The 22,102-nt window shown below is 70.4% G+C and carries 36 protein-coding genes; 9 read left to right on the top strand and 27 right to left on the bottom strand.

Annotated features, from left to right (window positions below; translation table 11 throughout):
• Window positions 1–2 precede the first annotated feature (2 nt).
• The 5 genes from KDL01_RS04390 to KDL01_RS04370 all read left to right on the top strand — a co-directional run bounded on the left by KDL01_RS04390 (window position 3) and on the right by KDL01_RS04370 (window position 3,291).
• Window positions 3–533 (top strand): helix-turn-helix domain-containing protein, encoded by a 531-nt coding sequence (locus KDL01_RS04390; protein ID WP_212527006.1) that lies wholly within the window; start codon window positions 3–5, stop codon window positions 531–533.
• Window positions 484–1,077: a hypothetical protein gene (locus KDL01_RS04385; RefSeq protein WP_212527005.1), complete on the top strand. Its 594-nt coding sequence runs from the start codon at window positions 484–486 to the stop codon at window positions 1,075–1,077. Before KDL01_RS04390 ends, KDL01_RS04385 begins: the two co-directional genes overlap by 50 nt.
• A 185-nt stretch (window positions 1,078–1,262) precedes the next feature.
• The gene (locus KDL01_RS04380; protein WP_212527004.1) at window positions 1,263–2,135 is read left to right on the top strand and encodes a hypothetical protein; all 873 of its coding nucleotides are present in this window, start codon (window positions 1,263–1,265) and stop codon (window positions 2,133–2,135) included.
• Between the two features lie 14 nt (window positions 2,136–2,149).
• Window positions 2,150–2,509: a hypothetical protein gene (locus KDL01_RS04375; RefSeq protein WP_212527003.1), complete on the top strand. Its 360-nt coding sequence runs from the start codon at window positions 2,150–2,152 to the stop codon at window positions 2,507–2,509.
• Window positions 2,510–2,649: 140 nt separating this feature from the next.
• Window positions 2,650–3,291: a hypothetical protein gene (locus KDL01_RS04370; RefSeq protein WP_212527002.1), complete on the top strand. Its 642-nt coding sequence runs from the start codon at window positions 2,650–2,652 to the stop codon at window positions 3,289–3,291.
• 5 nt (window positions 3,292–3,296) lie between these two features.
• Here KDL01_RS04370 and KDL01_RS04365 read toward each other — a convergent pair whose 3' ends face one another.
• Window positions 3,297–3,812, bottom strand: coding sequence for a hypothetical protein (locus KDL01_RS04365; protein WP_212527001.1), 516 nt, complete (start codon window positions 3,810–3,812; stop codon window positions 3,297–3,299).
• A 191-nt stretch (window positions 3,813–4,003) separates the two neighbouring features.
• Window positions 4,004–4,492, bottom strand: coding sequence for a hypothetical protein (locus tag KDL01_RS04360; protein ID WP_212527000.1), 489 nt, complete (start codon window positions 4,490–4,492; stop codon window positions 4,004–4,006).
• 169 nt (window positions 4,493–4,661) lie between these two features.
• Between KDL01_RS04360 and KDL01_RS04355 the strand changes: the two genes are divergently transcribed.
• On the top strand, window positions 4,662–5,162 hold the full coding sequence (locus KDL01_RS04355) for a hypothetical protein (RefSeq protein WP_212526999.1): 501 nt from the start codon (window positions 4,662–4,664) through the stop codon (window positions 5,160–5,162).
• 174 nt (window positions 5,163–5,336) lie between these two features.
• On the opposite strand, the gene KDL01_RS04350 is transcribed toward KDL01_RS04355, so the two are convergent.
• From KDL01_RS04350 to KDL01_RS04330, 5 genes are all read right to left on the bottom strand, one after another.
• Window positions 5,337–5,747 (bottom strand): NUDIX domain-containing protein, encoded by a 411-nt coding sequence (locus tag KDL01_RS04350; protein WP_212526998.1) that lies wholly within the window; start codon window positions 5,745–5,747, stop codon window positions 5,337–5,339.
• Window positions 5,748–5,785: 38 nt separating this feature from the next.
• Window positions 5,786–6,808: a hydroxymethylbilane synthase gene (hemC, locus tag KDL01_RS04345; RefSeq protein WP_212526997.1), complete on the bottom strand. Its 1,023-nt coding sequence runs from the start codon at window positions 6,806–6,808 to the stop codon at window positions 5,786–5,788.
• A 91-nt stretch (window positions 6,809–6,899) separates the two neighbouring features.
• Complete coding sequence (locus KDL01_RS04340) at window positions 6,900–7,118, bottom strand: hypothetical protein (RefSeq protein WP_212526996.1); 219 nt, start codon at window positions 7,116–7,118, stop codon at window positions 6,900–6,902.
• The gene (locus tag KDL01_RS04335; RefSeq protein ID WP_212526995.1) at window positions 7,115–7,528 is read right to left on the bottom strand and encodes a hypothetical protein; all 414 of its coding nucleotides are present in this window, start codon (window positions 7,526–7,528) and stop codon (window positions 7,115–7,117) included. Before KDL01_RS04335 ends, KDL01_RS04340 begins: the two co-directional genes overlap by 4 nt.
• Window positions 7,525–7,929 carry an STAS domain-containing protein gene (locus KDL01_RS04330; protein WP_212526994.1) on the bottom strand — a complete coding sequence of 135 codons (405 nt, stop codon included), beginning with the start codon at window positions 7,927–7,929 and terminating at the stop codon, window positions 7,525–7,527. Before KDL01_RS04330 ends, KDL01_RS04335 begins: the two co-directional genes overlap by 4 nt.
• Window positions 7,930–8,088: 159 nt before the next feature.
• Here KDL01_RS04330 and KDL01_RS04325 point away from each other — a divergent pair, with 159 nt between their 5' ends.
• Window positions 8,089–9,336, top strand: coding sequence for a helix-turn-helix domain-containing protein (locus KDL01_RS04325; protein WP_212526993.1), 1,248 nt, complete (start codon window positions 8,089–8,091; stop codon window positions 9,334–9,336).
• A complete protein-coding gene (locus KDL01_RS04320) occupies window positions 9,333–9,788 on the top strand; it encodes a GNAT family N-acetyltransferase (protein WP_212526992.1) in 456 nt (151 codons plus the stop codon). Before KDL01_RS04325 ends, KDL01_RS04320 begins: the two co-directional genes overlap by 4 nt.
• On the opposite strand, the gene KDL01_RS04315 is transcribed toward KDL01_RS04320, so the two are convergent.
• From KDL01_RS04315 to KDL01_RS04300, 4 genes are all read right to left on the bottom strand, one after another.
• Window positions 9,770–10,276 carry a hypothetical protein gene (locus KDL01_RS04315; protein ID WP_212526991.1) on the bottom strand — a complete coding sequence of 169 codons (507 nt, stop codon included), beginning with the start codon at window positions 10,274–10,276 and terminating at the stop codon, window positions 9,770–9,772. The genes KDL01_RS04320 and KDL01_RS04315 overlap by 19 nt on opposite strands.
• A gap of 45 nt (window positions 10,277–10,321) precedes the next feature.
• Window positions 10,322–10,531 carry a hypothetical protein gene (locus KDL01_RS04310; RefSeq protein WP_212526990.1) on the bottom strand — a complete coding sequence of 70 codons (210 nt, stop codon included), beginning with the start codon at window positions 10,529–10,531 and terminating at the stop codon, window positions 10,322–10,324.
• An 83-nt stretch (window positions 10,532–10,614) separates the two neighbouring features.
• Window positions 10,615–10,824, bottom strand: a complete 210-nt coding sequence (locus tag KDL01_RS04305; RefSeq protein ID WP_212526989.1) for a hypothetical protein — start codon at window positions 10,822–10,824, stop codon at window positions 10,615–10,617.
• A 69-nt stretch (window positions 10,825–10,893) separates the two neighbouring features.
• Window positions 10,894–11,082 (bottom strand): hypothetical protein, encoded by a 189-nt coding sequence (locus KDL01_RS04300; protein WP_212526988.1) that lies wholly within the window; start codon window positions 11,080–11,082, stop codon window positions 10,894–10,896.
• Window positions 11,083–11,343: 261 nt separating this feature from the next.
• Here KDL01_RS04300 and KDL01_RS04295 point away from each other — a divergent pair, with 261 nt between their 5' ends.
• Window positions 11,344–12,111 (top strand): DUF4352 domain-containing protein, encoded by a 768-nt coding sequence (locus KDL01_RS04295; RefSeq protein ID WP_212526987.1) that lies wholly within the window; start codon window positions 11,344–11,346, stop codon window positions 12,109–12,111.
• A gap of 582 nt (window positions 12,112–12,693) precedes the next feature.
• On the opposite strand, the gene KDL01_RS04290 is transcribed toward KDL01_RS04295, so the two are convergent.
• The 16 genes from KDL01_RS04290 to KDL01_RS04215 form a co-directional block, all read right to left on the bottom strand.
• Entirely contained in the window at window positions 12,694–12,900 is a 207-nt protein-coding gene (locus tag KDL01_RS04290; RefSeq protein ID WP_212526986.1) for a hypothetical protein, read from the bottom strand.
• On the bottom strand, window positions 12,897–13,370 hold the full coding sequence (locus KDL01_RS04285; protein ID WP_212526985.1) for a hypothetical protein: 474 nt from the start codon (window positions 13,368–13,370) through the stop codon (window positions 12,897–12,899). The genes KDL01_RS04290 and KDL01_RS04285 overlap by 4 nt, the downstream gene beginning before the upstream one ends.
• 196 nt (window positions 13,371–13,566) lie before the next feature.
• The gene (locus tag KDL01_RS04280; RefSeq protein WP_212526984.1) at window positions 13,567–15,714 is read right to left on the bottom strand and encodes a hypothetical protein; all 2,148 of its coding nucleotides are present in this window, start codon (window positions 15,712–15,714) and stop codon (window positions 13,567–13,569) included.
• A gap of 96 nt (window positions 15,715–15,810) precedes the next feature.
• Window positions 15,811–15,987 (bottom strand): hypothetical protein, encoded by a 177-nt coding sequence (locus tag KDL01_RS04275; protein WP_212526983.1) that lies wholly within the window; start codon window positions 15,985–15,987, stop codon window positions 15,811–15,813.
• Between the two features lie 103 nt (window positions 15,988–16,090).
• Entirely contained in the window at window positions 16,091–16,240 is a 150-nt protein-coding gene (locus KDL01_RS04270) for a hypothetical protein (protein ID WP_212526982.1), read from the bottom strand.
• Between the two features lie 89 nt (window positions 16,241–16,329).
• The gene (locus KDL01_RS04265; protein WP_212526981.1) at window positions 16,330–16,584 is read right to left on the bottom strand and encodes a hypothetical protein; all 255 of its coding nucleotides are present in this window, start codon (window positions 16,582–16,584) and stop codon (window positions 16,330–16,332) included.
• An 8-nt stretch (window positions 16,585–16,592) separates the two neighbouring features.
• Entirely contained in the window at window positions 16,593–17,747 is a 1,155-nt protein-coding gene (locus KDL01_RS04260) for a hypothetical protein (RefSeq protein ID WP_212526980.1), read from the bottom strand.
• A complete protein-coding gene (locus KDL01_RS04255; protein WP_212526979.1) occupies window positions 17,744–17,896 on the bottom strand; it encodes a hypothetical protein in 153 nt (50 codons plus the stop codon). Before KDL01_RS04255 ends, KDL01_RS04260 begins: the two co-directional genes overlap by 4 nt.
• Window positions 17,893–18,198 (bottom strand): hypothetical protein, encoded by a 306-nt coding sequence (locus tag KDL01_RS04250; protein ID WP_212526978.1) that lies wholly within the window; start codon window positions 18,196–18,198, stop codon window positions 17,893–17,895. Before KDL01_RS04250 ends, KDL01_RS04255 begins: the two co-directional genes overlap by 4 nt.
• Entirely contained in the window at window positions 18,195–18,728 is a 534-nt protein-coding gene (locus KDL01_RS04245; protein WP_212526977.1) for a hypothetical protein, read from the bottom strand. The genes KDL01_RS04250 and KDL01_RS04245 overlap by 4 nt, the downstream gene beginning before the upstream one ends.
• Window positions 18,725–19,180, bottom strand: coding sequence for a hypothetical protein (locus tag KDL01_RS04240; protein WP_212526976.1), 456 nt, complete (start codon window positions 19,178–19,180; stop codon window positions 18,725–18,727). Before KDL01_RS04240 ends, KDL01_RS04245 begins: the two co-directional genes overlap by 4 nt.
• A complete protein-coding gene (locus KDL01_RS04235; RefSeq protein WP_212526975.1) occupies window positions 19,177–19,380 on the bottom strand; it encodes a hypothetical protein in 204 nt (67 codons plus the stop codon). The genes KDL01_RS04240 and KDL01_RS04235 overlap by 4 nt, the downstream gene beginning before the upstream one ends.
• Window positions 19,380–19,784, bottom strand: a complete 405-nt coding sequence (locus KDL01_RS04230) for an ATP-binding protein (protein ID WP_212526974.1) — start codon at window positions 19,782–19,784, stop codon at window positions 19,380–19,382. Before KDL01_RS04230 ends, KDL01_RS04235 begins: the two co-directional genes overlap by 1 nt.
• Window positions 19,781–20,896: a Rad52/Rad22 family DNA repair protein gene (locus KDL01_RS04225; protein ID WP_212526973.1), complete on the bottom strand. Its 1,116-nt coding sequence runs from the start codon at window positions 20,894–20,896 to the stop codon at window positions 19,781–19,783. Before KDL01_RS04225 ends, KDL01_RS04230 begins: the two co-directional genes overlap by 4 nt.
• Complete coding sequence (locus KDL01_RS04220; protein WP_212526972.1) at window positions 20,893–21,672, bottom strand: hypothetical protein; 780 nt, start codon at window positions 21,670–21,672, stop codon at window positions 20,893–20,895. Before KDL01_RS04220 ends, KDL01_RS04225 begins: the two co-directional genes overlap by 4 nt.
• Window positions 21,669–22,055 (bottom strand): hypothetical protein, encoded by a 387-nt coding sequence (locus KDL01_RS04215; protein ID WP_212526971.1) that lies wholly within the window; start codon window positions 22,053–22,055, stop codon window positions 21,669–21,671. Before KDL01_RS04215 ends, KDL01_RS04220 begins: the two co-directional genes overlap by 4 nt.
• Window positions 22,056–22,102: the final 47 nt, after the last annotated feature.

Below are 22,102 nucleotides of genomic sequence, written 5' to 3'. Positions count from 1 at the left end.
CCGTGGCACAGCGATACGCCCCGACCGTGCTGCCGGACGGCTTCGGCGTCACCGTGTACGGCCCGGACTGTGGGCTCCTGGCGGGCGCGGCGGCGCTCCTGACGGACATTCAGGCCGGGAGGGTCCCGCCCGCCGCAGCGCGCCAGTACGAGGCCTCTGCGCGCCTCGTGGAGCTCCGCGACGTCCTCGCCTCGGCCGCCCGGGACCAGCAGGCCGCCAAACACCGCGAGATCGCCAGACTTGCGCAGTCGCAACCCTCGACCACTCCGGTATTCCTTGCTCCCGCGCAACCGAGCGGATCATCCGAGACGGCGACAATGACGGCGCAACAGGCCGCCCAGCAGCTCGGAGTCACCGGGCAGCGTGTCAGGGACCTGTGCGCCACGGGCAGGCTCGCGGCGACCTACGGGCCGCACAAGGTCTGGCAGATCAATCCCGAGTCCGTCGCCGACTACGCGACGAGACGACGGAGGACAGCGGCCCATGACCAGAACGACCGAGACGCCGCCGGAGAGCCCCGAGCAGCGGCTTAGCGCTGCCCGGCAGGCCACCGGCACGGCCCGGGCCGCTCTCGACGGCATCGAGGCGCGCCTGCGCACGGCGATCGAGGTCCAGGACTTCGACACCGCCGCCCAGCTCAAGCGCGAGATCCCGGAAGCCGAGCTCACGTTCGCGCACGCCGCGGCGGATCAGCGGGCCATCGAGATCACCATCGACGACCTCGCCCGCCGGCGCGCCGAACGCGAAGTCGCCGAAGCCGCCGAGCTGCGCAAGCAGGCCGCGACCGGGAACCTCAACGCCGCCGCCGAGCGCGAGCGGGCCCTGATGGACGAGCTGAGCGCCGCGAAAGCAGAGCTCATCGCGGGCGTCGGAGCGGTCAGGGAGACGATCCGCAAGGCGTACCAGATCGAGGGGCAGGTGCGTCAGGCCCGCTCCGACGTGTATCAGGCACGGGTCGACCTCGGAGAGGCCGCGCCCGGGGCGCGCATCTCCGGCCCGAACTTCGTGAGCGCGTACGTCGAGGCCTCCCAGACCCTCTACGCCCTCTACCACGGTCAAGGCCTGCCCATGTCCTGACCGCGCACGGGCATGCCGCCGCCGTCAACGCCACCCGCCGCCGTCAGGGCGATGAACCCCAGGAGCGGCGTCGGGACCGATGGCCGAGGAGCGGACTTTCCCCCTTTCCCCGTGAGGACGCGGCCAGCGGCGGCGCATGCCCCCCTTGTTCACTCGATTCCGGACCGCCTGGAAGGACCAAGACCGTGGCACTGCCCCCGCTGCACGGGGTGTTCCTGACCCCCGGCGTCAGTCGAAACAACCGGCATTACAGCAAGGAACTGATAGGCAAGGCGGTCTCTCGGATGCAGGCGCGCATCGCCGACCCCGACGGCCTGCCGATCGTCATGAGGACCTCGCATGACGCGGCCGACGACAGCGGCAAGATCGTCGCGAGGGTCACCCGTGTCCACCAGGACGAAGCCGGCCGCGCCCACTTCGAAGCCCGGTTCTACGACACCGCGCCGGCCCGCGACATCGCGGCCCTCGTGCACCCGGCCGACGGGGGCCCGCCCGGGCTGCGCTCGGTCTCCATCGCCGGCAGCTTCCTCGGCGAGCCGCGCACCACCGTGGTGGACGGCAAGCCCGCGAGCACCGCGGACGACATGGAGGTCGAGAAGATCGACTTCACGGCGTCGCCCGGAGTCACCGGAGCGGTCATCGCGCCGTCATCCCGGCCGCCGTTCGAGTCCACGGCCGCCCGCGGCTCCGGACGCACCCCCATCTTCGAGTCCTGGGAGGAACCCATGCCCGCCGCCGCCCCGATGTCCGAGACCCAGTTCCAGGCGCTGCTGCGCCAGATCACCGAGGCCCGCTCCGCCAACGCGCCGATCACGGAAGCGGATCTCGCCGAGACGTCCGTCGCCCGCGCCAGGGCGATCGTCGAGGCCGACGCCCGCCGGCGCATCCAGGCCGCCGAGCAGGCCGCTGTCACCGAAGCCGCGCAACTCCGGGGCCTGAGCACCGAGCAGCTCGGCCGGCGCCTGGCCGACCGGATGACCGAGTCCTTCGGCCTGCGCTCGCCCGGCTGGGCCGACGCCCACCGCGCCCGCGGCGGCCGGACCCTCTTCGACGCCTGAGACGGAGTCGCATCGTGAACTCGCTGAGCCCGTCCGCAGGCATCTGGGCCGGCCTCTCGGCCTCCGGCACCTCGCCCACGTTCTCCCTGCCGACCGCCGCCGTCCCGGGCGGCCAGGTCGCCGCGGCCTGCGTCGTGACCGGCGTCTCCGGCACCGGCACCCCGACGCTGCAGGTCTTCCTCGACGTCTCCGACGCCTCCGGCAACTGGTGGCCCGTCGTCTCGCTCAACCCGCAGACCGCGGCCGGCGCGCAGTCCGCCGCCGGAAACCTGCTGCAGGCAACCCCGAACGCCATCGGCCAGTACCGGCTCCGGTGGACGATCTCTGGCACCAGCCCGGTATTCAACGTCATGGCCGCGGCGTTCGGGTCGTAAGTCCGCCATGCCGACGCTGCAGCGCGCCCGTCGCCTCGACCGAAGTCCGGCGACGGCCGCGTGTCGGGACCCCTTAGACCCGTGGCCTGCTGGAATAGGCAGCGGGCGCTCAGTCGGGGCCCGCCCGGAACAATGGCGCCATGGACTGGACCTCCGTCGCCATCCCCTTGGGCAGCACCATCGTCGGCACCCTCGTCGGCGCCTACGCCACTTACCGCGGCACCGACACGGCACAAAAGAAGGAGCTGGCCGCAGCCCGGCAGGCCCGGGTCGACGCCAACCAGGACGCCGCCATAGCGGCGCTCACCGCGTCGTTCGCGGACATCCTCCGGCACGTCCGGGCCATACCGAGACCGTCGGCCGATACGCGTCATCAGGGCGATATAGAGGCCGCATGGAAGGACGAGCGGGAGAAGGAACTGTGGTCAGGGAAGCTATGGGACATCGTCGGGCCGTCCGCCATGGCCGCTCGAACACTGCGCGACGAGCGGGTGCGCCTCGCACTCCTGGAGGTCTTTAACCTTCTGGAGGACTGGGAGTTGCTGTTCTACACCTACTCTGCGTACGGTGCCCCCTGGTTCGTACTACACGCGATAGCCGAGCACGGCGTCTTGACTCTGACCGCGTTTCAGCGAGAGGAACGACTGCCCGCGCCGGGCGAGGTGTACCGGGACGCCAAGGATTCCTTCGACCATGTATCCAAGCTCGTCGAGGCTCGCTGGGCCGAGGAGGAGGCAGCGCAGGCGGCAGCGTCGGGCAGCGCGCCGCCCGGTGCGCCATAGCGCGCCTACTTCGCGGGCTCGATCGTGCAGGACTGCGACGCTCCCCCGTCCGGCGTGAAGATAGCACCCATATCCGTGGCCTGGCTCAGCGGGAAGTCGTACACGAACGCGTTCGGCCCCGGGGTGATGTGCGTGTCGTGCCGGTTGATGTCCCCGGCCTGGTCGGAGACATGAGTGATGATCTCGCCGGGGATCGTGACCGTGACGACGGTGAGCGTTCGCCCGTCCGGCGTCACCCCGTACGTCATCACGCAGTCGGGTCCGGATCCGGTCAGGTCGAACGCCGGGTTGTCGGACGTCGTCACCGTCGGAGCGGCGGGAGAGGACGGCTTGGGAGCGGCCTTGACTGCGGCGGCGCTTGTGGCCGGGCGGCTGGGGGAATGCACAGTAGCCGGTAGCGCGGTCGTCGCGACGATCGTCTGCGTGTCGGCGTTCGAGGTCGCGGAGCTGGACGAGCAGCCCGCCAGGGCGAGGCCGGCGGCGAAGGCAGCGGCAGGCGCGGAAGCACGGCGGGAAGTCATGGGCGTGACCGTACCGGGCGCACGTGGGCGTCCGGCGGGGGCTTGGGCAATCCGTGACCGGGTCGGCGTCGGATCGGTGTGATCCGCCGCCACTCCTTACCCCGGCGGAGCGCCAGAATCCAGCTTTCGATCAATCCACATAACACCAATTATGTTGTTTGATCAGTGATCATGGGCGGGGTGGCCGTCGCCTACCAACCGGCCTCGAGCGAAGGCACGGCAGCGACGAACGCGCCGACGGTCACCAGGAACAAGCCCGCCGCCTGCGTGGCCAGTCCGCCAATCGCCAGCGACTGTACGCTTATATAGATCAAGCCATTCATGGCCTCGTGCTCTTTCGCATTCTCCTCGTCCAGTTCCGCAACCTGCCACTCCAGGTCGGTCAGTCGACGCTGCAGTTCAGCAACGAGTTCGCCCTCATCCGTCGCGGTGGCCGACGCCGAAGAGGCGCCCCGACGGCCCAATGATTCAAGGGCCTCCCGGCGACGAAAATTCTTGATCATCCGCAATTCCGTCTCGACAAACCTGCCGAGGCGCTTCGGAGTGGTCTCGATTGCCAGGATGAAGGGCTTCACCAAACGCTTGTCGCCGCGGTATTGCATCCATGTCGCGCGGAACCCCACGGTCATCACGACTGCGCCGACGAACTGCAGCGCCAGCCCGGCAACGATCCAGGGCACGGCTGCCACCTCCTTGGTCGGCAGGTTGGTCTCCGCGCATTTGGAGCCCAAAACCGGGTGTTGGTCTGCTCGGCTCAGCGACACCACGCGGGCGGGTGACGGTCCGCCGCCGCCCGCAACACGGCTCCTACGCTCACGGCGAACCTGTCCTGACCTGGAAGGAAGAGCCGTGATCCGTACCGTCAGGAGTGCCGCCCTCATCGGGCTGCTCGCTACTGCCGCGCTCGCCGGCATTCCCGCCATCGCCTCGGCAGACGCTGCGGAACAAACCCCTGGCATCACGATCAACTGCGAGTACTGCCAGATCGCGGGCGGAGACATCTTCAACGCCGGCCGGGACAACATCGTCGGGAACGACAACGGGACCGGCGAGATGCCCGGCGTCGGCTTACCGCCCACTGTGCGAGTCGAATTCCGGGTGGGCAGGCTGCCCTCTGAGCAGTCGCTCTACAAGGTGGTACAGGAGGGTGGGGGCGCCTGGCCGGCGCGCTTGCCGGAAAACAGTATCAACTCCTTCCCGGTCGATGACCTCTCTTACGCCGTGTACGAGTCCGCTGGTGGCCTGGGGCACGTGCGGATCAATGGTTTCATCCGGCCCACCTGCACGTCCGACGGCGACCTCATCTGCTTCCGAGGGGAGCGGGATCTGATGATCCAAGTGCGCCGGTAAACGCGGAGGACCAACGACCGGGACGGCGAGTCGCCTCTCGCGGCGGTGATAGCCGCCGCAGGCCTTGGAGGACCCGCCGCATCAACCGCGGGTCCCGCCACGACACCAGTGCCAGCGGGGAAGGCCCGACCCGGCCGGCAGGGAGTGGCGGCAGGGCCGGGAGCCTGTGGGCCGCTAATGATCAGCCCTTTGCGGTCGCTGCTCGATGTAGACACTCCGCCGCTCTGGTGTCGCGAGGCGCGCGGCCATCAGCGGATGCAGCAGCTCGAGGGCCCGCGCCGGCTCGGCGAACTGCCACCGGTCGACCTCGACACCATCGGGCCGTATCTCGTGCCCTGGCGCGGGGAGCGCGGCGGCGAACACGAAGGCGAGCCGGCCGGAGAGCCGGGGGTACGAGGGCGCGACGAAAGCGACCGCGAGCAGGTCCCCGGCATCGACGCGCAGCCCGGTCTCCTCCCGTGTCTCGCGGATCGCGGCGGCGGCAGGCGACTCGCCCGGCAGCACCCGCCCGCCGGGCAGCATCCACTGCTCGGGCGGGCGGGTGCGGCGCAGGATCAGCCAGCGGCCAGCCTCGTCCGCGACCACGAGATGCCCGGTGACGGGGAACGCGCCTACCGCCTCGGTCAGTTCTTTGTCGCGTTGATGAGGTCTCTGGCGCCTTGGCGCAACAGGTCGGCGGCGACCAGCGACCCGGCCGTGGCGGGGTCCTTATGCCAGGCGGCGGCGTGCACGAACCTCGATCCGTCCCGGTTGAACACCATGCCGCGCAGGTGGAACTCCCGGCCGTCCGGGGTGCGCACGCAGTGTCCGGCGATCGGGGAGTTGCAGTGGCCGAGGAGCATGTGCAGCATGACCCGTTCCGCCGTCACGCACGCTGCCGTGTCCGGGTCGCTGAGTTCGTCCAGCAGCGCCATGACGGGGGCGTCGGCGGTGCGCGCCTGGAGCCCGATGACGCCGGAGCCCACGGCGGGCAGCACCGCGACCTTCTTGCCCTGGTGCTCCATCGGCAGCAGCTGGTAGGGGCGCTGACCGGCCTCGCCGATCCGCCCGAGACCCGCACGCGCGAGGATCATCGCCTCGAACCCGTCCGTCCCCTCGTCCAGCTTCCGCAGCCTCGAGTTGACGTTCCCGCGGATCCGTTCGATCCGCAGGTCCGGCCGGTACTGGTGGAGTTGGGCGCGCCGGCGCACGGAGGAGGTCGCGACTTTCGCGCCCTGCGGCAGGTCCTCGAGCCGCCGGATGGGCGAGGCTGCCGGGAACAGGGCTACGTCGTGCACGTCGTCGCGGGTCAGGTACGCCCCGAACGCGGTCCCGGGCGGCAGCGGCACATCGCCGGGCACGTCCTTCATGCAGTGCACCGCGACGTCGACCTGCCCGGCCATCAGCCCCCGGTCGATCTCTTTGGTGAACAGGCCCTTCCCGCCGAGTTCGGCGAGGTCGCCGGGCCAGTTGTCGGCCGTGGTCTCGATCCCGACAAGCTCGGTGCGCAGGCCGGGGACGCGTTTGGCGAGCAGGTCCGCGACGTGCCCGGCCTGCCACAGGGCCATGGGTGAGGTGCGGGTGCCGACGCGCAGCGGCGTGTCGGTGAAGCGCTGCGCCACGACCTGGGCGAGCGCGTCGGTTGTCGTGGTGTCGGTGGTCGGCATGAGGGTCCTTCTGAGGGTTGGTGGTGCATCGGGTTTAATCCTCGTCCGTGCCCGGCATGGATGCCGGGTGGCGCGGCCGGGGCGCTACGAGCTACGGGGCGCGTCGCCGCTTCCGCCTCGGCGCCTCTTTGACAGGCGTGTACGTGATCGCGGCGCACATGAGTACGTGCCCGTACTCGCCGACGGGGAATGTGGTGAACTCCTGGCCGAACTCACCTACGACACGCGGCGCAGAGTCGAAGTCCTGGCGGGCCTCGTCCTCGTCGAGGATGACGGCACCGGTGATCCCGTTGTTCGCGAGGTACTTCACCACTTCACCTCCGCGAATATCTGCGCGTACTCGCCGCGGTTGTAGTGATGGCAGGTATCCGCGAGCTCATGGACGACGACCATGGCGAGACCGAAGCCGGGGACGGCGGTTTTCGCTTGGAGCGGCGCCATGTCCTGCGCGATGGTGACCCGGGCCATGCGCGTACCGAGCACGATCGAGACCGCCATGATGTCCGTGGGCCCGGGGTACAGGACCGCGCAGGCGATGAGCTCGGAGGTGATCTGTAGCACGTCGTCCAGGCGAGGGCAGTCCGCCGCGAGCACGCGGACGAGGCGGCGCACCGTCCTGGACGCGAGGGGTCTGCACGACGCGGTCACGCGGATCTCCACGTCCTCGGTGTCCGCGGTCGCTACCGCCTCGATCGACGCGATCAGCGGGCCAGCAATCATGCCGCACTGCGCCAGGTAGCGAGGAATTCCACAGCGGACTCCTCGGTCGGGAACGCTGGTAGCACCAAGCCCAGCCCTCGCGCCTTGATGGCTTTGCGGACCTGCTCGGGCACCTCGGCGAGCAGCAGCGTCCCGTTGCCGGCCTGGAGCCGTCGCAGGGCCCGCAGCAGGGCACCGACGCCCACCTCGGCGTCCACGTGGTCCACCTCGGCGAGGCTCACGACCAGGGACCACGCGCCGCCCTTCATCGCTTCCTGGACCCGCGCAGCCAATGCGGGCTCGGTATACACGTTGAGCGTGCCGATCAGCCGAAGCGTCGTCACGGTGCCCGAGGTGGTTTCGCCAACCTCCACATGGAAGTCGGCCGCGTCCGGGCGCATCGCCCCGTTCACCGTGTCCATCGTCAGACCCGCCTTCACCGTCGCTGATGTCCACGACCAGCGAACCGGTCATTCCGGCGTCGGTGCGGCTGCGCCCAGGGCGTCATTCCGGCGTCAAACAGCCCTGCGCCATGCCGCAAAACCCTTCCTGGCGCCCCCGTGGCGCCCTACGGTCGCTCTATGGCCGTGTCTGCCGACCGGATACCGAATCAGACCCTGCGGGCGGTGCGCCGCGCCCTGAACCTGTCTCAGGACGAGTTCGCGGAGCGGCTGCGCGAAGCCGGGAGGCGCCTCGGCGAGCCCAACGAGGCGAACAAGCGGCTCATTCAGCGCTGGGAGACCGGGGTGTCGAACTCGGCCCGCCCCGTCTACCGGCGCGCCCTGGAACTCGTCACCGGCCGCCCGTACGCCTCGCTCGGGTTCACCGACCGCGCCCCGTCCGTCGGGTCCGCGCTCGCCGTCGGCCGGCTCGACCAGCTGCGCCGGGCCCTGGCCGCCTCGGTCAGCGACGGCGCCCTTTCGTCCATCGCGATAGACGACCTCGAACAGACGGTCGTGCGCTACGGGCTGCTCTCCCGGGACCGGCCCGCGCCGCTGCTGCTCGCCGACCTGACCGCGGACCTCGCCGAGGTGTACGCGCTGATGGACCGGCCCCGGCCGCTCTCCTCGACGTACGCGCTGACCCGGGTCGCGGCGAACATGTGCGGACTGGTCTGCCTCACCCTGATCAAGCTGGACCGGCGCCCGGAGTTCCGGTCCTGGGCCAGGGTGGCGCGCACCACCGCCCGGGAGACCGGCGACCCCGAGACGATCAGTTGGGTCCTGGCGCAGGAGTGCTACGGCCACTACTACGCCCAGGACTTCGACGAGGCGCTCCTCGTGGCACGCGGCGCCCAGCACGTGGCCGGCACGGTCCCCAGGGTCGGCGCGGTCCTCGCCGCGGCGCTCGAGGCGCGGATCCTCGCCGCCAGGGGGGACAGACCCGGGTGCGAGCACGCGATCGGCCGCGCGGAGACCGGGCTCGGCCAGCTCCCCGCCGGCTCGGTCAACGACTCCGCGTTCGGCTACGACGAGGGACAGCTCCGCTTCCACCAGGGCAACGCGTACACGCACCTCGGCGACACCCGGAAGGCGTGGCCGGCGCAGCAGCGGGCCCTGGACCTGTGCGGCCCGGCGGACTACATGGACCGGGCCTTTACGCGCCTGGACCGGGCCGCGTGCCTGATCCGCGACGGAGACGCCGAGGACGGCCTCGCGTACGCTCTGGACGCCATGAACGACCTGAACGACCACCAGCGGGCCGGGATCATCGCGTTGCGCGGCCGGCAGCTGCTGGCCGGGCTGCCCGAGTCCCGGCGGCGCGCGCTGCCGGTCGCGGGTGAACTGGACGACCGACTGATGACCCCTGACGACGAGGAACAGCCTTGATCAACCTTGATCCCATTCGCCCCAGGGACGCCGAGGCGCTCGTCGGCCTGATGGACGAGCTTGAGCGGTTCTATGGAGGCGAACCCACGGAACCGCTCGATGACCAGCTCGCGCAGATCGAAGCGGCTTTGTTCTGCACGGCGCCGGCCGCCTATGTGCTGATGGCGTGGGACGAGGACAAGCCAGCCGGGTTCGCGTCGTACTCGTTCCTGTGGCCGGCGGCCGGATTCACCAAGAGCCTGTACCTGAAAGAGCTCTACGTGGCCGAGGCGTACCGGCGGACCGGGCTCGGCAGGCAGTTCATGGACGAGCTGCACCGGATAGCGCGCTTCAACGAGTGCAGCCGGGTGGAGTGGACGACGGACGCGCCGAACGAGCAGGCGCGGGCGTTCTACGCGTCGCTCGGGTATGCCGAGAACGGGTCGAAGGTGTTCTACCGCTCGACGCTCTGACGTCGGGGTAGCGCACCACGAATGCGACCTCGCGGCGTTCCGAACCCGATCTCTCGGCGCATCTGATCGACAATCGCCTCATGAGCCTGCTCACGACGAGTTCCGTGGGCGGCGTAGCGCCGGCGATCCTCGAGAGTCTCCAGCTTGGTCCGGTGGATCTCCCAGCCCTGCATGTGGATCGTGAACCAGATATCCCACAGCATCGAGACCTTCGTTGATGCGAACAGGCTCACGCGGGCGCTCCACCGGTCCAGTTCGGCGACCGCTTCCGGCGTTGCCTCTGGGTGAGGCTCGATACCGTGCAGCTTCTGGACGCGCACGAGGTAGCGCGTCCTTACGAACATGTCCTGGTAGAGCTCAGTTCGCCGTTCGGCCAGCCTGCGCTGCTCCTCGCGCCGCCATTGCGCGCGGCTGGAGAGCACGTTTCCCAGCCACGCGAGCGCCGCGCCGATGACGATGCCGAGGAGTGTGGACTCCGCTGAAGTCATGGCGGAACTATGCCCGAGCGTCAGCTCGCGCGGCGGGTCGCCCGCTCAGGCCGTCTCGGCGTGGTCGTACACCCAGACGGCGAGCGTGGGGAACTCGGTGTCGAGTTCGGCCGTGGGCCGGTAGACCGCCCGGTGGTCGTCGACCTCGATGCCGATCGGCGCCCGGCTTTCGACGTGCCGCTGTTCGCCGTCGAGCGGGCCGCCGCGCAGGACCACGTTCGGCACGACCGCGGCGTAACCCGACCTATCGCTCATAGGCCCATCGAACCGCCCGTGTGAACCGTGCGCGAGCCCGTGTGGGCCGCGCGGGCGACTCCGAGCCGCGTCGCGGATTCCGCTCAGCGGTCCTCGGTGCGGTCGAAGACGTAGACGCTGAAGCTCGGGTACTCCGAGTCCATCTCGCCGAGCGGCCTGTACACGCATATCTGGTCGCCAGCGTCGAGGGTGATGGGCGCCTGGGTGTGCACCCGGACGCGGATACCGTCGAGTGGGCCGCCGCGCAGCACTACGTTCGGATCGGGGTGTTCGTCGAAGCCGTGGGGGTCCATGACCCCATCCAACGGCCACTGCCAGCCGGGCGCGAGCGGGTGGCCACCGACCGGGCTACGGCCTGTGGCTCAACGGTCCTCGGTGTGGGAGTACACGTACACGGCAAGCTCTGGGTACTCGCTGTCCATCTCGCCGAGCGGGCGGTACACGAACAGCAGCTCGCCGGCCGTGAGGGTGATGGGCTTCCGGGTGTCCGCCGTGACGCGGAGGCCGTCGAGCTGGCCACCGCGTAGGACGACGTTCGGCTCCTCGCTCATGTGCCCATGGAACCGCGCTGCGTGGTCGGCCGCGAGCCTGCGTCGGCCAGTCGAGGGAAGCGGCCCGGCAACGGCGGCGGCGGCCAGCCCGCGCGCAAGTCGGAGGTCACGCCAGCGTCGCCTGATGCCTCGCGTTACGCGTGCGACCCGCGCGCATTCCGTTCGCCATACGGCCCGGTCACGGATCCGCAAACCCCTGACGCAATCCTGGCCGCGCCGATACGGTCCCCCTCGCCAGATTCACCATCCCGAGGGGGGACCATGGAACAGCGGCCCAGCGACCCGAGCCAGCCGTACGACGAGCAGCCCGGCCCGTACGAGGCGCCTACGCGCAGCCGCGGCGGTGCGTCGGTGCCGCAGTACGGCGGGCAGGACCCGTATGCGGGCGGCCAGCAGCCGTACTACGGGCAGCCCTACCCGCCGCAGGCGCCACCGCCGAAGAAGAAGCGCGGCGCGAAGATCGCCGGGTTCGGCTGCCTCGGCGTCGTCGCGCTGGTCGTCCTCATCGTCGTCGCGGCGGCCGTCGGGTCGAAGAACAACACGACCGTGAACACGACCGCCGCGAACACCCCGGCCGCCGCCGGCAAGTCCGCCGCGGGCGCCGGATCGAAGGCTGCCGGGCTCGGCGACACGATCGAGGTGACCGACGTCGCCGGCGACAAGCTCGCCGTCACCCTGAAGAAGGTCGACGCGAGCCCGCACGCAACGAGCGGGTTCGAGTCGCCGGACTCGGGCGATCAGTACTACGCCGCACAGTTCGAGATCAAAGACGTCGGCGGCAAGGCGTGGAGCGACTCCCCGTCGAACTGCGTCGTCGTGAAGGACGCGAAAGGCCAGACTTTCCAGTCCACGATCGTCTCCGCGATCTCCTCCGGCCCGATGATGGCCGACACGGCGAACCTCGCGGCCGGCGACTCGACGCTCGGCTGGATCGTGTTCGAGGTCCCGAAGGGCGACAAGGTGACGACGGTGCAGTTCACGCCGTTGAGCGGGATGGACGACGACACGGCGCAGTGGAAGCTGTCTTGACGTCGGACGCTTTGCCGTCCTCGCCGTCGTGTCGACCGCCGCCGCGGCTGGCTGCTCAAGCGGTCCCCCGAGCAACGCCAACTCTCAGGCCGCGGCCATCTCGGCTCCGCCCGCAGCACGCACCCGGACCGGCCCTTCATGACCTGCGCTGGACACAGAACAGCCCCGGTGGTGTCGAATCCGCCGGGGCCGTTCCGCGCTCTGCAGCATCTGGCCACAGGGCTGAAGTGAGTAATTCCGACGATACGCCCATGCACTGACAGAATCCGCCGTTTCGTCGGTCGGGCCGAGTCTGCGACGCGCCGCGTGCGTTGCGGGGTCGGAGTGCAATCGAGACTGCCGCGAGTCCCGGACCGAGCGCCCGGCCGTCAATATGTCGGGCAGGAGGGGGCGGAGAAGTGACCTATCTGGGCAGTGGCATGGGCTACATGAGCGGCGTTTTCGAGGTCTTCTGGCTGGTCGTTCTCGGGGTTGTCCTGGTCGTCGCGGCAGGGGGCGCTCTGCTCGCGTGGAGACTCCGCGCTCGCCGTCGGCGCCGGACCTCGTCAGGTCAACGGTGACCTGGGCGACGTCCAGGAAGGGTTAGCCGGTCCTGCGCGCTGGTGACTGGGCGTGCTGCTCGGCCTGGACCAATGCGGCCGTGGACGCGATGACGCCGGCGAACCCGGCGACGAACAGCACGATCGCGGCCGTCGCTGCGCCCGTGATGAAGATGCCGAGGATGCCGAGGAAGGACAGCGCGGCGAACAGGTAGCAGCAGGTCAGGGGAACGCGCTCGTTCGGGTTCACTGGTGCGTCTCCTGCCGCTTGGCCCAGCTCGCGGCCTGCGCCCGGTCGTCGGCGTTGGTACCGGTGACCGCCGCGCCGAACGAGACGGCGAGCCCGGCGACGCCGGCGACGGCCGCAGTCGTGATGTCGGGGGAGCCCGCGACGGCGAGCAGGATCGCCGTGATGAACCCGGTGCCGGCGACCGCCATGCCGCAGTGGCCGACGAGCTCGTGGATCGAGTAGCGGCGCTCCGGGGCGTCCTGGATGGCCGTGGCGGCCGGGACGGCGACGGTGATGCCCGCGTGCCCGGCCGGGGCGGTCTGCGTGGCCGTGACGGGCTCGGCGGGCGCGTGCAGGACGATGGGGCGCTGCGCGGCGGCGTAGGCGGTGGCGTCGCGGAGCAGGGCACGCAGTTCGCTGATGGTCAGGGTCGGCTCGGCGGTGTCGGTCTGGGCGCGCTCGGCGCCGGTGGTGATCTCGGTCTCGGTCATGTCGCGTCTTCCTGGGAGTCGGGGTTAGGTAGGTCGGCTGGCTATCCGCGAAACCGCGTTTCTGGGGCCTCGCGGACGGCCGGCCTAACCCGCGCCGGTGGGCTAACTCGGATCATTCGCCCTGACCAGCGCTGTTAACTATTTGATCTATCGTTAGGTTACGGATCTAACTCGGAATCGAGCGACCTAACCCGGGTCAGTCGTCCTCGGCGTCCCTCTCATCGAGAGCGCGACGCACCGCGGCAGGGTCGAGCGGGTAGCGGTTGCCGGTACTCGGGACCTTGATCCCGAGTTCGGCGAGCAGCTTCACCAGCGCCGTGCCCGCCAGGTTCTGGTAGGCCGACCACTTCGGCGCGAGCTCCCGCAGCCGGCGCGGGACGTCCGCGATCGGCACCGGGTCGACATCGCCGGCGAGGACCGCGCCCAGGTCGGCGAGCAGGTCGCGCTGCTCCTGGCGCACGGGCGCGGCCAGCGCGGACGCGTCGTAGTCGCGCACCGCGTCCACGGCCCGGTCGATCAGCGGCGTGAGCTCGTCGAGCTCACGCGTGATGCTGACGAAGTGCACCTGCGTCAGTTCGCTGCGAGCCCCGGTCAGGCCCTTCGCGAGGCACACGCCCCGGTCCACGCCCGGCAGCAGCTCCGTCGCCCGGTGACCGCCCCGATATGCCCCCTGCCCGAGCAGCGCGTCGTTCGCGACGTGGTCGCCGACCGCGAAGGCCAGGCCGTTGCTGCAGTTGCGGGTGACGTCGCGCGGGATCGAGTCCTTCGTCGGGGCCTGCGTCGAGACGATCTGGTGCACGGCGCGCTTGCGGCCGAGCTTGACGTTCTCCACGGTCAGCTGCGAGATGGCCTTGCCGTACTTGGCGTGCTGGAAGGCCACGTGCGCCTCTTCGAGCAGCGTCACCAGAGGCCGCAGCCGCCGGTTCGCATCCGCGATCTTCCGGGTGACCTCGGGCTGCTCCATGTCCGTCAGGAGCCGGCCGCGCGCCTGAATCTCCTCGTGCAACAGTTCGCAGCCCTCGAGGATCTCCTCGATGTACTCGCTCTCGGCGCCCATGACGTACGTCGAGCAGCGCCGCTTGAACAGCTCGAAGTCAAAGTTCGCGTCCGGCACCCAGATCCGCAGCTCACAGGACGGGTCCAGGGACGCGCCGGCCATCAGGGCGCGCGCCGCCGAACTCTTACCCTGGCCCGGCATGCCTCCGACAATCGTGTTGCAGCCCATCATCGGCGCGGTGATCAGGTTCCCGCGGAGCGTCTGCCCGAGCGGGAAGCCCTTGAAGAAGTCCGTGCGCCCCTCGGTCAGCAGCGGGTACGGGCCCGCGCCCTCCTCGAGCCGTCCCTTGTCCGCGATCCACAGGTTCAGGATCCCCGCCTCGGCCCCGACTGTCGGGAACACCTCCTTCGCCGCCCGGTGCAGGCCCGTGGCCAAGTCGGTGCGCCGCTTGGCCACCTTCTCCGCCGACACGCCGCTGGGCAGGCGCAGCGCCGCGAACGTGCCGCGCCCGTCCTCCCTGGCCGGGGTCAGGTACTGCAGCGGAATGCCCTTCTTCAGGTGCTCGGTCACGCCCTGGATCCGCAGCGCCTTGATCGCGAGGGTGATGGTGCGCTCGTCGATGACGAGGTCCTCGCCCTCGGTCGAGGTGACCAGCCACGACGGCATCTCGGCGCCCTTGCGCCCGGCGGACCACAACCCGTAGCCGACCAGGAACGGCAGGAACCAGCGCCCGATCTCCCACGCCTCGCGGGCGAGGGTGATGACGGCCTGGACGGCGTGCGCGACGTCGACCAGCGGCATCAGGGGGCTGGCGTGGGACCCGGCGACGGACAGGACGATCCCGAGGAACACGAGGCCGATCGCGCCGTAGACCAGGGCTTTCGCCGCGATGACGGGGGCGTGGAGCATGGCGAGGCGCCGCTTGTGGCGGGCCTCGCGGTGGTGCTCGACGCGCTGCTCCCAGTGCTTGGCGAGCTCGTGGTCACCGGTGGACTCGGCGAGGCGCTGGTACCGCTGGTGGCGGGCCGTGGTGCGCGCGTCCCACGCCTTGCGGGCCACGACCTTGCCGCCGGCGACGACGTACGCGCCGTGCCGGGCCGCGGTCTTGGTGTGCGGGTGCGTGGCCACGGACCGGACGGTGACGCGCCGCCGGGGCTGGAACGGCTCCGGGTCCGGCAGGTTGGCACTGGTGCCAACCTCGGGCTCCGGCGACTTATCACCAGTGATAAGTTCCGGCGCGGCCTGTTCCGGCTGGTCAGTGCCCTGATCCGTGGTCGGGTCATCGAGGCGGACACGCTTGTGCGCGAGCCCGTTGACGTGCTGGATTTCGGTCTCGTCCAGCGACATGATGATTTTGCTCCTCTCTCGGGAGTAAGGCCGGCCGCCTACGCTCATCGCCACGAACCGGGCGGTCGGCCGTCTACCTGTGGTTTATGGAATCCGTCAGTCCCTGCCGTGCTTGCGGATCGCCCGGTCCATCGCGGCGTCGGCGCCACGCTGGATCTGGCTGGAGAGCTCCGCGGGCACGTCCTTGCCGTCCTGGGCCAGTGCCAGCATCTGGTCGTACCGCGCGCGCGTCGCCTCGGCCGACGTGTCGCTGTCGTCGTACTTCCTCGCCACGGTGCGTCTCCTTCGTGAACTGGGGTTTCGGCCGGTTGGCCGCGCGGACCGGCGGTCCTGGGGAGGAGCTCAGGGCCGCCGGCGATCGTGGCCCGTCGGACGGTCAGTTGGAAAAGCGGCGGTTCTTCGTCACGTCGACCCGGTGCTTCTTCCACAGGTGGACTTCGGCGGCGTCCTGGGCGGTCCAGCGGAAGTAGTAGCCGCCCTTGGTCACCCCGCACTTGGGGCAGCTGTACGAGTGCGTTCCGGCCATGTTCGTGATCTCCTTCGCGTGAGGGTCCGGGCTGAGCGCCCGCCGCGCACCGACAGGCCCCTGCGGGACTGCCGGCGGCGGTGAGGCGGTCAGTCCTGCGTCTCGGGCTGCGGGAGCGCGTGGCATTCGGCGGCGTGGGCACTCGCCCAGTTGCGGCCGTCGTCGAGGGTGTCGCTCAGGCGCAGGTGCCACTTCATGGCGTCGAGGCAGGCGGCGCACTCGGCGCCGAACCGCTCGAAGCGGCTGCCCTGCGGCTCGAGCCGGGTGACGGTGACGAGCGCACCGGACTGGTTGCGGTAGCGAATGACGACCGTGCCGGGCTCGGTGCTGGGGGTGGCGGCCATGGTTCCTCCTAATTGGTGGTGCCGTTGGCGTGCTGGATCTGGGCGTCTTTCGCGGACAGGTGCCGGGTGACGGTGCGCTCGGCGACGCCGAGGATTTCGGCGATGGTGTCCGTGGCCATGTCCGGGTTCTGCGCCTTGAGCGCGATCACCGCGGGGCGGACAGACGGGCGACGCTTCGCGCCCTGCGGCGGGACCGTGGACTCCGTCTCGACCGTGTCCACCCGTACGGGCTCGAGGACCGCTTCCGGCCGCTCAGGCGCCGTCTGCGTCGCCGCTACCGTCCTGGCGGGGCGCAGAGTCCGCGGCACCCTGCGAGGGCGACGCCGGCCGGACACACGCGGCCCCGTCCAGCCCGAGATGACGGGCTCCGCAGGGCCCTGCGTGTCCTCGGCCGTGTCCGCCTCGGCGATCTCTCCGGCCTGCGGTTCGATCACCGCGACGCCGGACACGGCCGACGACATCCACACGTGCCGGGCGGTGAGGCGACGCAGGTCGGTCACGGAGTTGCGGCGCACGATGCGCGCCACGATCGAGGCCTCAGCCGCAGCCGCGTCCGCCGCGTCCAGGCCGTGCTGGGCGGCGTCGAGCGCCGCACCGAGACGGGCATGCGAGCGGCGGGTCCAGCGTCGGCGGGTCGCGAGCCACACGGCTTTGTCGGCGGCACGACTGCGGGCGATCGCAGCGGAGTCCGCGCCGCGCCGGCCGATCCCGAGCCGGGCCGTGAGCCGCTCCCGGATCTCACGGCCCGCCGACGCGAGCAGCCCCGTGGACTTCTCGCCGGACAGCTTCATCTCGAGGCCGAGCAGCTTGTGCAGCATGACCGCGAGCAGGATCGGGCCGAGCACGATCCGGACGATGCCGCCGGTCCCGCCCGAGACGCTGAACGCGGGCACGGCCTGCACCGCGACCAGGATGTACGCCAGCCACGCGGAGGCCTTCGACTTAGTGCCCCAGCTGTGCAAAGTCAGGGCGATGATGGCGGCCTCAGCTGTGCCGCACAGGGTCACGCGCTCGGCGAAGTCGGTGATCCCGAGTCGCCCTTGCGCGAACCGGTACGAGGTCGACGCGGACAGCGCCAGCCCCATCGCGGCCGGGACGAGCAGGCCCACGGTCACGAGCCGGGCACGGCGGGCGGTCTTCTGGGCGGCAGTGCGCTCGGTCATCGCTTCGTCTCCTTCCGCTTGGCCTGCGCGATGGTGGCGTGGGCGGTCGAGAGGGCCGCGAGCGCGGTCACACGGGCGTGGTTGCCTCCCGCGCCGTGGGCCGTCTGCAGCAGCTTCTCGGCCTCGGCCAGGTGCTCCTCGGCGGTCATCGCTTGACTCCCTTGGATCGCAGGACCCATCCGAGGATGGTCACGAGGACTTCCGGGGACTCGTCCGCGACCGACGCGACCCACATGACGATCGCCTTGTCGTACTGGCCGAGCTCGACGTGCGCGGCCCGCAGGTGCTTGGTGATGTAGCGGCGCCGGGCGCCACGCTGCATCATCCGGACCTGATTCGGGGTGCGGCCGGACAGGCGCAGCAGGTCGAGCTCGACGTGGAGCACGGCCGCGGCGTCCGTCGCTTGCGCGTACGTGTCGAACGGCCCGAGCGGCTGACTGAGCGCGGTCATCGGGCACCGCCCATGCAGATGATGCAGCGGTGGTCGGCGTCGGCTTCGTGGCACTGGTCCACGCAGCCGCGACAGAACAGGGTCTTGGCGTACCGGGCGCGGCCGTCGAACGCCGTGTCGGCCGGGTCGAACGGCACGGCGCACCGGCCGCACGCCTCGAGGTCGACGGGCAGCGGCGGGACGTGACCGGCGGCCTCGGCCTCGAGCTTGGCGATCCGGGCGTTCAGGTCAGTGATCTCCTCGCGCAGCGCGTCCTGGCCGGCGGCATACGCCCGTGCGATCCATGCCGTGATGGTCTGGATCGTCTCGACGTCCCAGCCCGCGAGCCATTCGGCCATCCGCTTGTCGTACGCGGCGAGCTGGACGCCGTAGACCTCGAGGACGCCACGCACGTACTGGGTGCGTGCCGTCGACCTCGCGGCGATCACGTTCTGGGTCATCGAGCCGCCGGGGTCGGCTGCGGCCACGGCTTCCCGCAGTACCCGCGCGGCGTCGTACGCCTCGCGGCTCGTCTCGTAGGGCCCGTTCATCGACCCGCCTCCGTCGCGGCGGTAATGCCGGCGGTCAGGTGGACTTGGGCGAGCTGCTCGTCGCCGCGGATCCGGGCGACCATCGCCAAGATGCTGTGCGCGGTCGCCTCGGCGGCCTCGATCGAGGCGAACTCGATGCCCTCGTCGAAGCTGGGCAGGTCCGCGCGGAACGCGGTGATCAGCAGCGGCGGGAGCGGCTCCTGAGTGACGACGGGCTCGGCGGCGTAGTCGCTGCCGCCCTCATCGTTCTTGGGCCACTCGTAGTGGTTGCGGGTGCGGTGCTCGTCGTAGGTCGCCATGACCTCGACCACGCCGTCGACCTGCACGTCCTGCGCCCAGCAGCAGCCGGGCTCCTCGGGCGTGTCCTCGGCCCAGTGCCATCCACACCAGTGGATGCAGGTCGGGAAGATGCGCTCGGCCGCGATGACCGGCGCCACGTCGGTGATGCTCATGATTCGTCTCCGTTCAGCCGCCGGAGCCGCTCGTACGAGCGCTCTGCGGCGAGGAATTCGGGGTCGAGCGGCGGGACCTGGGCCATCGCGGCACGCGCGGCCTGCAGGCGCTCCCACGCCCGGGTCTGAGCCGGGGTCAGCCCGGCCGGGGCCGAGCCCGCCCCCGAAGGGGCAGGCACGGCGGTAGTGGTGGCGGCCATCAGGCAGCCATCGGAATCAGGCAAGTCACGGTCGTGCCGGCCGTGTGCCGGTCGATGTCGAACTCGGCGGCGAGCGCCTGGATGAGGAGCAGTCCGCGACCCCGCTCGGCCAGCCCACGGCTCGGCCCCTGCCAGTCGGCCGGCGCGTCGTCGTCGTGCACGACCAGGCGGACACCGCCGTCGACCACCTGGGCCGAGACGAGGATCCGCGCCGAGTCCGTGTGCACCACGGCGTTCGTCACCAGCTCCGAGACGGCCAGGAGGGCGGTGTCGATCGTGTCCTGTGAAGTGCCGGCGGCCTCGAGGACCTGGGTCAGCCAGGAGCGGGCCCGGCTCGGGCTGCTGTTGCCCACGGCGCGGATCTCGAGGGCGTTGACGAGCGTGTCGAGGGCCATGGTGCTCATACGGCAGCACCTGCCAACTGCCTGCCTCGGGCGGCCCGCTGATCGGCTGCGGCGGTCAGTCGCGTGTACTGCTCGGCGGAGAGCTTCCCGGCGTTGCGGGCGTCCGTGGCGGCGTTCATCGCGGCGTCGAGCTCGAACTTGTTGTCCGAACTCTCGACCGCGTCGCGCAGGTCTTCCTCGAGCTGCTCGGCCGGGTCGGTCTGCGGGAGCTGGGCGAGCTGCTCGGCGATGCGGAAGTTCGCGTTCTCGTCCGCCGGCGCGGGCTGGGGCTTGGCGTAGTCGGGCTGCTGGCGCAGCGCCGCGATGAAGTTCTCGACCTCGTCCCGCGTCAGCTGCTTCGCCGAGGTGATCTGACGGCCGGTGAACTTCGAGAATGCGGCGTGCCGCTCGGCGTCGCCCTTCGGCCCGTACTTCGCCGCGATCACCGTGTGGAGGACCTTCATCAGGTGCTTGCCCTCGTCGGTGTCCCAGAAGGACACGTCCGGCTGTGCGGTCGCTTCCGGCTGAGGTGAGGTCTCAGAACACGCCTGCTCGGCGAACTCCCCGCCGACCACGGGCGCGTCCTCCACCGCCGGCTGCTCGGCGCCGGGCTTCGGCACGTTCGGGTGCCCGACCGTCCGCACGATCACAGGCGCCGTGCCGCCGTCGTTGTACAGCGAGAGCCCGAACTGGTCGCCCAGGTTCACCGCGCACCGCTTCAGGGCCTGCGACACCGCGGCCTTCACGGCCAGGTCGTGCGCGTCACCGACCGAGGCCTGATTGATCGCCTCGCCGGTCGCCACGTCCTCCCAGGAGTTCAGCTCCCGGCCGTGCACGTCCTTCACGACGAGGCGGAGCGTGACCCGGTAGACCACCGTCGCCCGGTGCTTGCCCGGTACCGGCTCGCCGGTCTTGCCGTCGACCCACGGCCACACGGACTCGTGCACCAGGTCGAGCGAGAGGATCTCGTCTTTCCACCCGGTGAACCCGAACACGCGGGTCAACCAGCGCCTCACATCCCACGCTTCGAGGTGCGCCTGCCCCTTGTGCTCCTGGACCCGGTTGCCGTTGAGCGGCCGCATGAGCAGGTCGAGCTGCTCGCCGGTCAGGCCGTGCTCCGGAATGACGGTCATCGGGCACCGCCGGCCTGCTCGGCGTTGCGCAGGTCCCGCTCGGCGCGGGCGGTGTCGAAGCTGGTGTAGTCGATGCCGTCGACGGACTTGCCCGTCTCGATCGAGGTGAGCTGCCAGTGGCCGGGCGTGGTGTGCTGCACGACGAACCGCGGCACGCCCGGGCCGAAGTCGTTCTCGACCGGGTTCGAGTTCTCGATCAGTTCCCGCTCCCAGTCGGTGAGCGGCGTCCCGTCGGTCTCCTGCGCGGCCTGGTACTCGTCCCAGGTCATGACCCCGTCGTCCGGGTTTCCGCCCATGACGTAGGAGAACGGGCCCTGCGACCAGTGGTGCGGCGGCTGCGCGACCGTGTCCTTCGCGTGCTCGACCTCGATCACGCGGGCGTCGATCGCCTCGTTCGCCGCGTCCAGGTACGCCCGCTCCATCGCCAGGTCGCCGCGCGAGCGGGCCTCGGCCGAGAGCAGCGTCATCGCCAGCGGGATGAGCTTCCACGGCTCCATGTCCCAGCCGGGGATCTGGCCGTTGAACCCGAGCGACGCGAGCGGCACGGGCACGTTGTGGGCGACGTCGGCCGGGGAGCCGGCGAGCTCGACCTCGAACGAGCGCACCTCGTCGCCGTTCGGGAAAGGGCGCGGGAAACGGACCGTGGACGAGGACTTGCACAGCTGGGCCTCGTGCTCCGGCGTCTCATAATCATGTTCGCCGAGGTTGCACCACGCGTAGTGGCCCTGCGCGGCGTCACGGACGGCCTGGATCAGGCCCGGCATCATGATGGTCATGCCGTCACCCCGGCGGTCTCGTCCTTGACCGGACGGATCTCGGAGAGCGCGGCCTCGACGATCGGGGCGATGTCGTCGCGCTCGTCGACCAGCCGCAGCGACGGGCGGGCCGCGTCGCGGAACCAGCCGAGGACCTCGATGAGCTTCTCGAGCTCGGCGAAGCTCATCGACTCGAACTTCTGGAGGTTCGCGGCGGCCCGGGTGCGCTCGTCGAGCGCCTCCACGAGCGTGGTGAGCCGGCCGAGCCGGTAGGCGCGGCGCGGGTCGTCCGGCAGGTCGTCCGGGACCGGGATGTCGGCGACGGCGGACGGTTCGCGGACGAGGGAAAGGTGCGTGGCGCGGGATGCGCGTGCGGCAAGAGTGCCACTAGTCTTCGTGGACAAGGTCGTCCCTTTCGAGAGAAGGGTTCGGTCCCAGGCCCTTGACCGGA

The sequence above is a fragment of the Actinospica durhamensis genome, assembly GCF_018139695.1.
GTDB classification, from domain to species: domain Bacteria; phylum Actinomycetota; class Actinomycetes; order Streptomycetales; family Catenulisporaceae; genus Actinospica; species Actinospica durhamensis.
The sequence above is the reverse complement of the archived record's forward strand: the minus strand, read 5'-3'. Positions and strand labels throughout refer to the sequence as shown.

Excerpts from the sequence above, each read along its gene's own strand:
- KDL01_RS04230 (WP_212526974.1), bottom strand. The coding sequence starts at position 19,784 with ATGAGCACCATGGCCCTCGACACGCTCGTCAACGCCCTCGAGATCCGC.
- KDL01_RS04255 (WP_212526979.1), bottom strand. The coding sequence starts at position 17,896 with ATGACCGCCGAGGAGCACCTGGCCGAGGCCGAGAAGCTGCTGCAGACG.
- KDL01_RS04220 (WP_212526972.1), bottom strand. The coding sequence starts at position 21,672 with ATGACCATCATGATGCCGGGCCTGATCCAGGCCGTCCGTGACGCCGCG.
- KDL01_RS04250 (WP_212526978.1), bottom strand. The coding sequence starts at position 18,198 with ATGACCGCGCTCAGTCAGCCGCTCGGGCCGTTCGACACGTACGCGCAA.
- KDL01_RS04260 (WP_212526980.1), bottom strand. The coding sequence starts at position 17,747 with ATGACCGAGCGCACTGCCGCCCAGAAGACCGCCCGCCGTGCCCGGCTC.
- KDL01_RS04330 (WP_212526994.1), bottom strand. The coding sequence starts at position 7,929 with ATGGACACGGTGAACGGGGCGATGCGCCCGGACGCGGCCGACTTCCAT.
- KDL01_RS04235 (WP_212526975.1), bottom strand. The coding sequence starts at position 19,380 with ATGGCCGCCACCACTACCGCCGTGCCTGCCCCTTCGGGGGCGGGCTCG.
- KDL01_RS04285 (WP_212526985.1), bottom strand. The coding sequence starts at position 13,370 with ATGACCGAGACCGAGATCACCACCGGCGCCGAGCGCGCCCAGACCGAC.
- KDL01_RS04245 (WP_212526977.1), bottom strand. The coding sequence starts at position 18,728 with ATGAACGGGCCCTACGAGACGAGCCGCGAGGCGTACGACGCCGCGCGG.
- KDL01_RS04370 (WP_212527002.1), top strand. The coding sequence starts at position 2,650 with ATGGACTGGACCTCCGTCGCCATCCCCTTGGGCAGCACCATCGTCGGC.
- KDL01_RS04315 (WP_212526991.1), bottom strand. The coding sequence starts at position 10,276 with ATGACTTCAGCGGAGTCCACACTCCTCGGCATCGTCATCGGCGCGGCG.
- KDL01_RS04325 (WP_212526993.1), top strand. The coding sequence starts at position 8,089 with ATGGCCGTGTCTGCCGACCGGATACCGAATCAGACCCTGCGGGCGGTG.
- KDL01_RS04385 (WP_212527005.1), top strand. The coding sequence starts at position 484 with ATGACCAGAACGACCGAGACGCCGCCGGAGAGCCCCGAGCAGCGGCTT.
- KDL01_RS04240 (WP_212526976.1), bottom strand. The coding sequence starts at position 19,180 with ATGAGCATCACCGACGTGGCGCCGGTCATCGCGGCCGAGCGCATCTTC.
- KDL01_RS04310 (WP_212526990.1), bottom strand. The coding sequence starts at position 10,531 with ATGAGCGATAGGTCGGGTTACGCCGCGGTCGTGCCGAACGTGGTCCTG.
- KDL01_RS04225 (WP_212526973.1), bottom strand. The coding sequence starts at position 20,896 with ATGACCGTCATTCCGGAGCACGGCCTGACCGGCGAGCAGCTCGACCTG.
- KDL01_RS04305 (WP_212526989.1), bottom strand. The coding sequence starts at position 10,824 with ATGGACCCCCACGGCTTCGACGAACACCCCGATCCGAACGTAGTGCTG.
- KDL01_RS04300 (WP_212526988.1), bottom strand. The coding sequence starts at position 11,082 with ATGAGCGAGGAGCCGAACGTCGTCCTACGCGGTGGCCAGCTCGACGGC.
- KDL01_RS04265 (WP_212526981.1), bottom strand. The coding sequence starts at position 16,584 with ATGGCCGCCACCCCCAGCACCGAGCCCGGCACGGTCGTCATTCGCTAC.
- KDL01_RS04335 (WP_212526995.1), bottom strand. The coding sequence starts at position 7,528 with ATGATTGCTGGCCCGCTGATCGCGTCGATCGAGGCGGTAGCGACCGCG.
- KDL01_RS04270 (WP_212526982.1), bottom strand. The coding sequence starts at position 16,240 with ATGGCCGGAACGCACTCGTACAGCTGCCCCAAGTGCGGGGTGACCAAG.
- KDL01_RS04365 (WP_212527001.1), bottom strand. The coding sequence starts at position 3,812 with ATGACTTCCCGCCGTGCTTCCGCGCCTGCCGCTGCCTTCGCCGCCGGC.
- KDL01_RS04295 (WP_212526987.1), top strand. The coding sequence starts at position 11,344 with ATGGAACAGCGGCCCAGCGACCCGAGCCAGCCGTACGACGAGCAGCCC.
- hemC (WP_212526997.1), bottom strand. The coding sequence starts at position 6,808 with ATGCCGACCACCGACACCACGACAACCGACGCGCTCGCCCAGGTCGTG.
- KDL01_RS04280 (WP_212526984.1), bottom strand. The coding sequence starts at position 15,714 with ATGTCGCTGGACGAGACCGAAATCCAGCACGTCAACGGGCTCGCGCAC.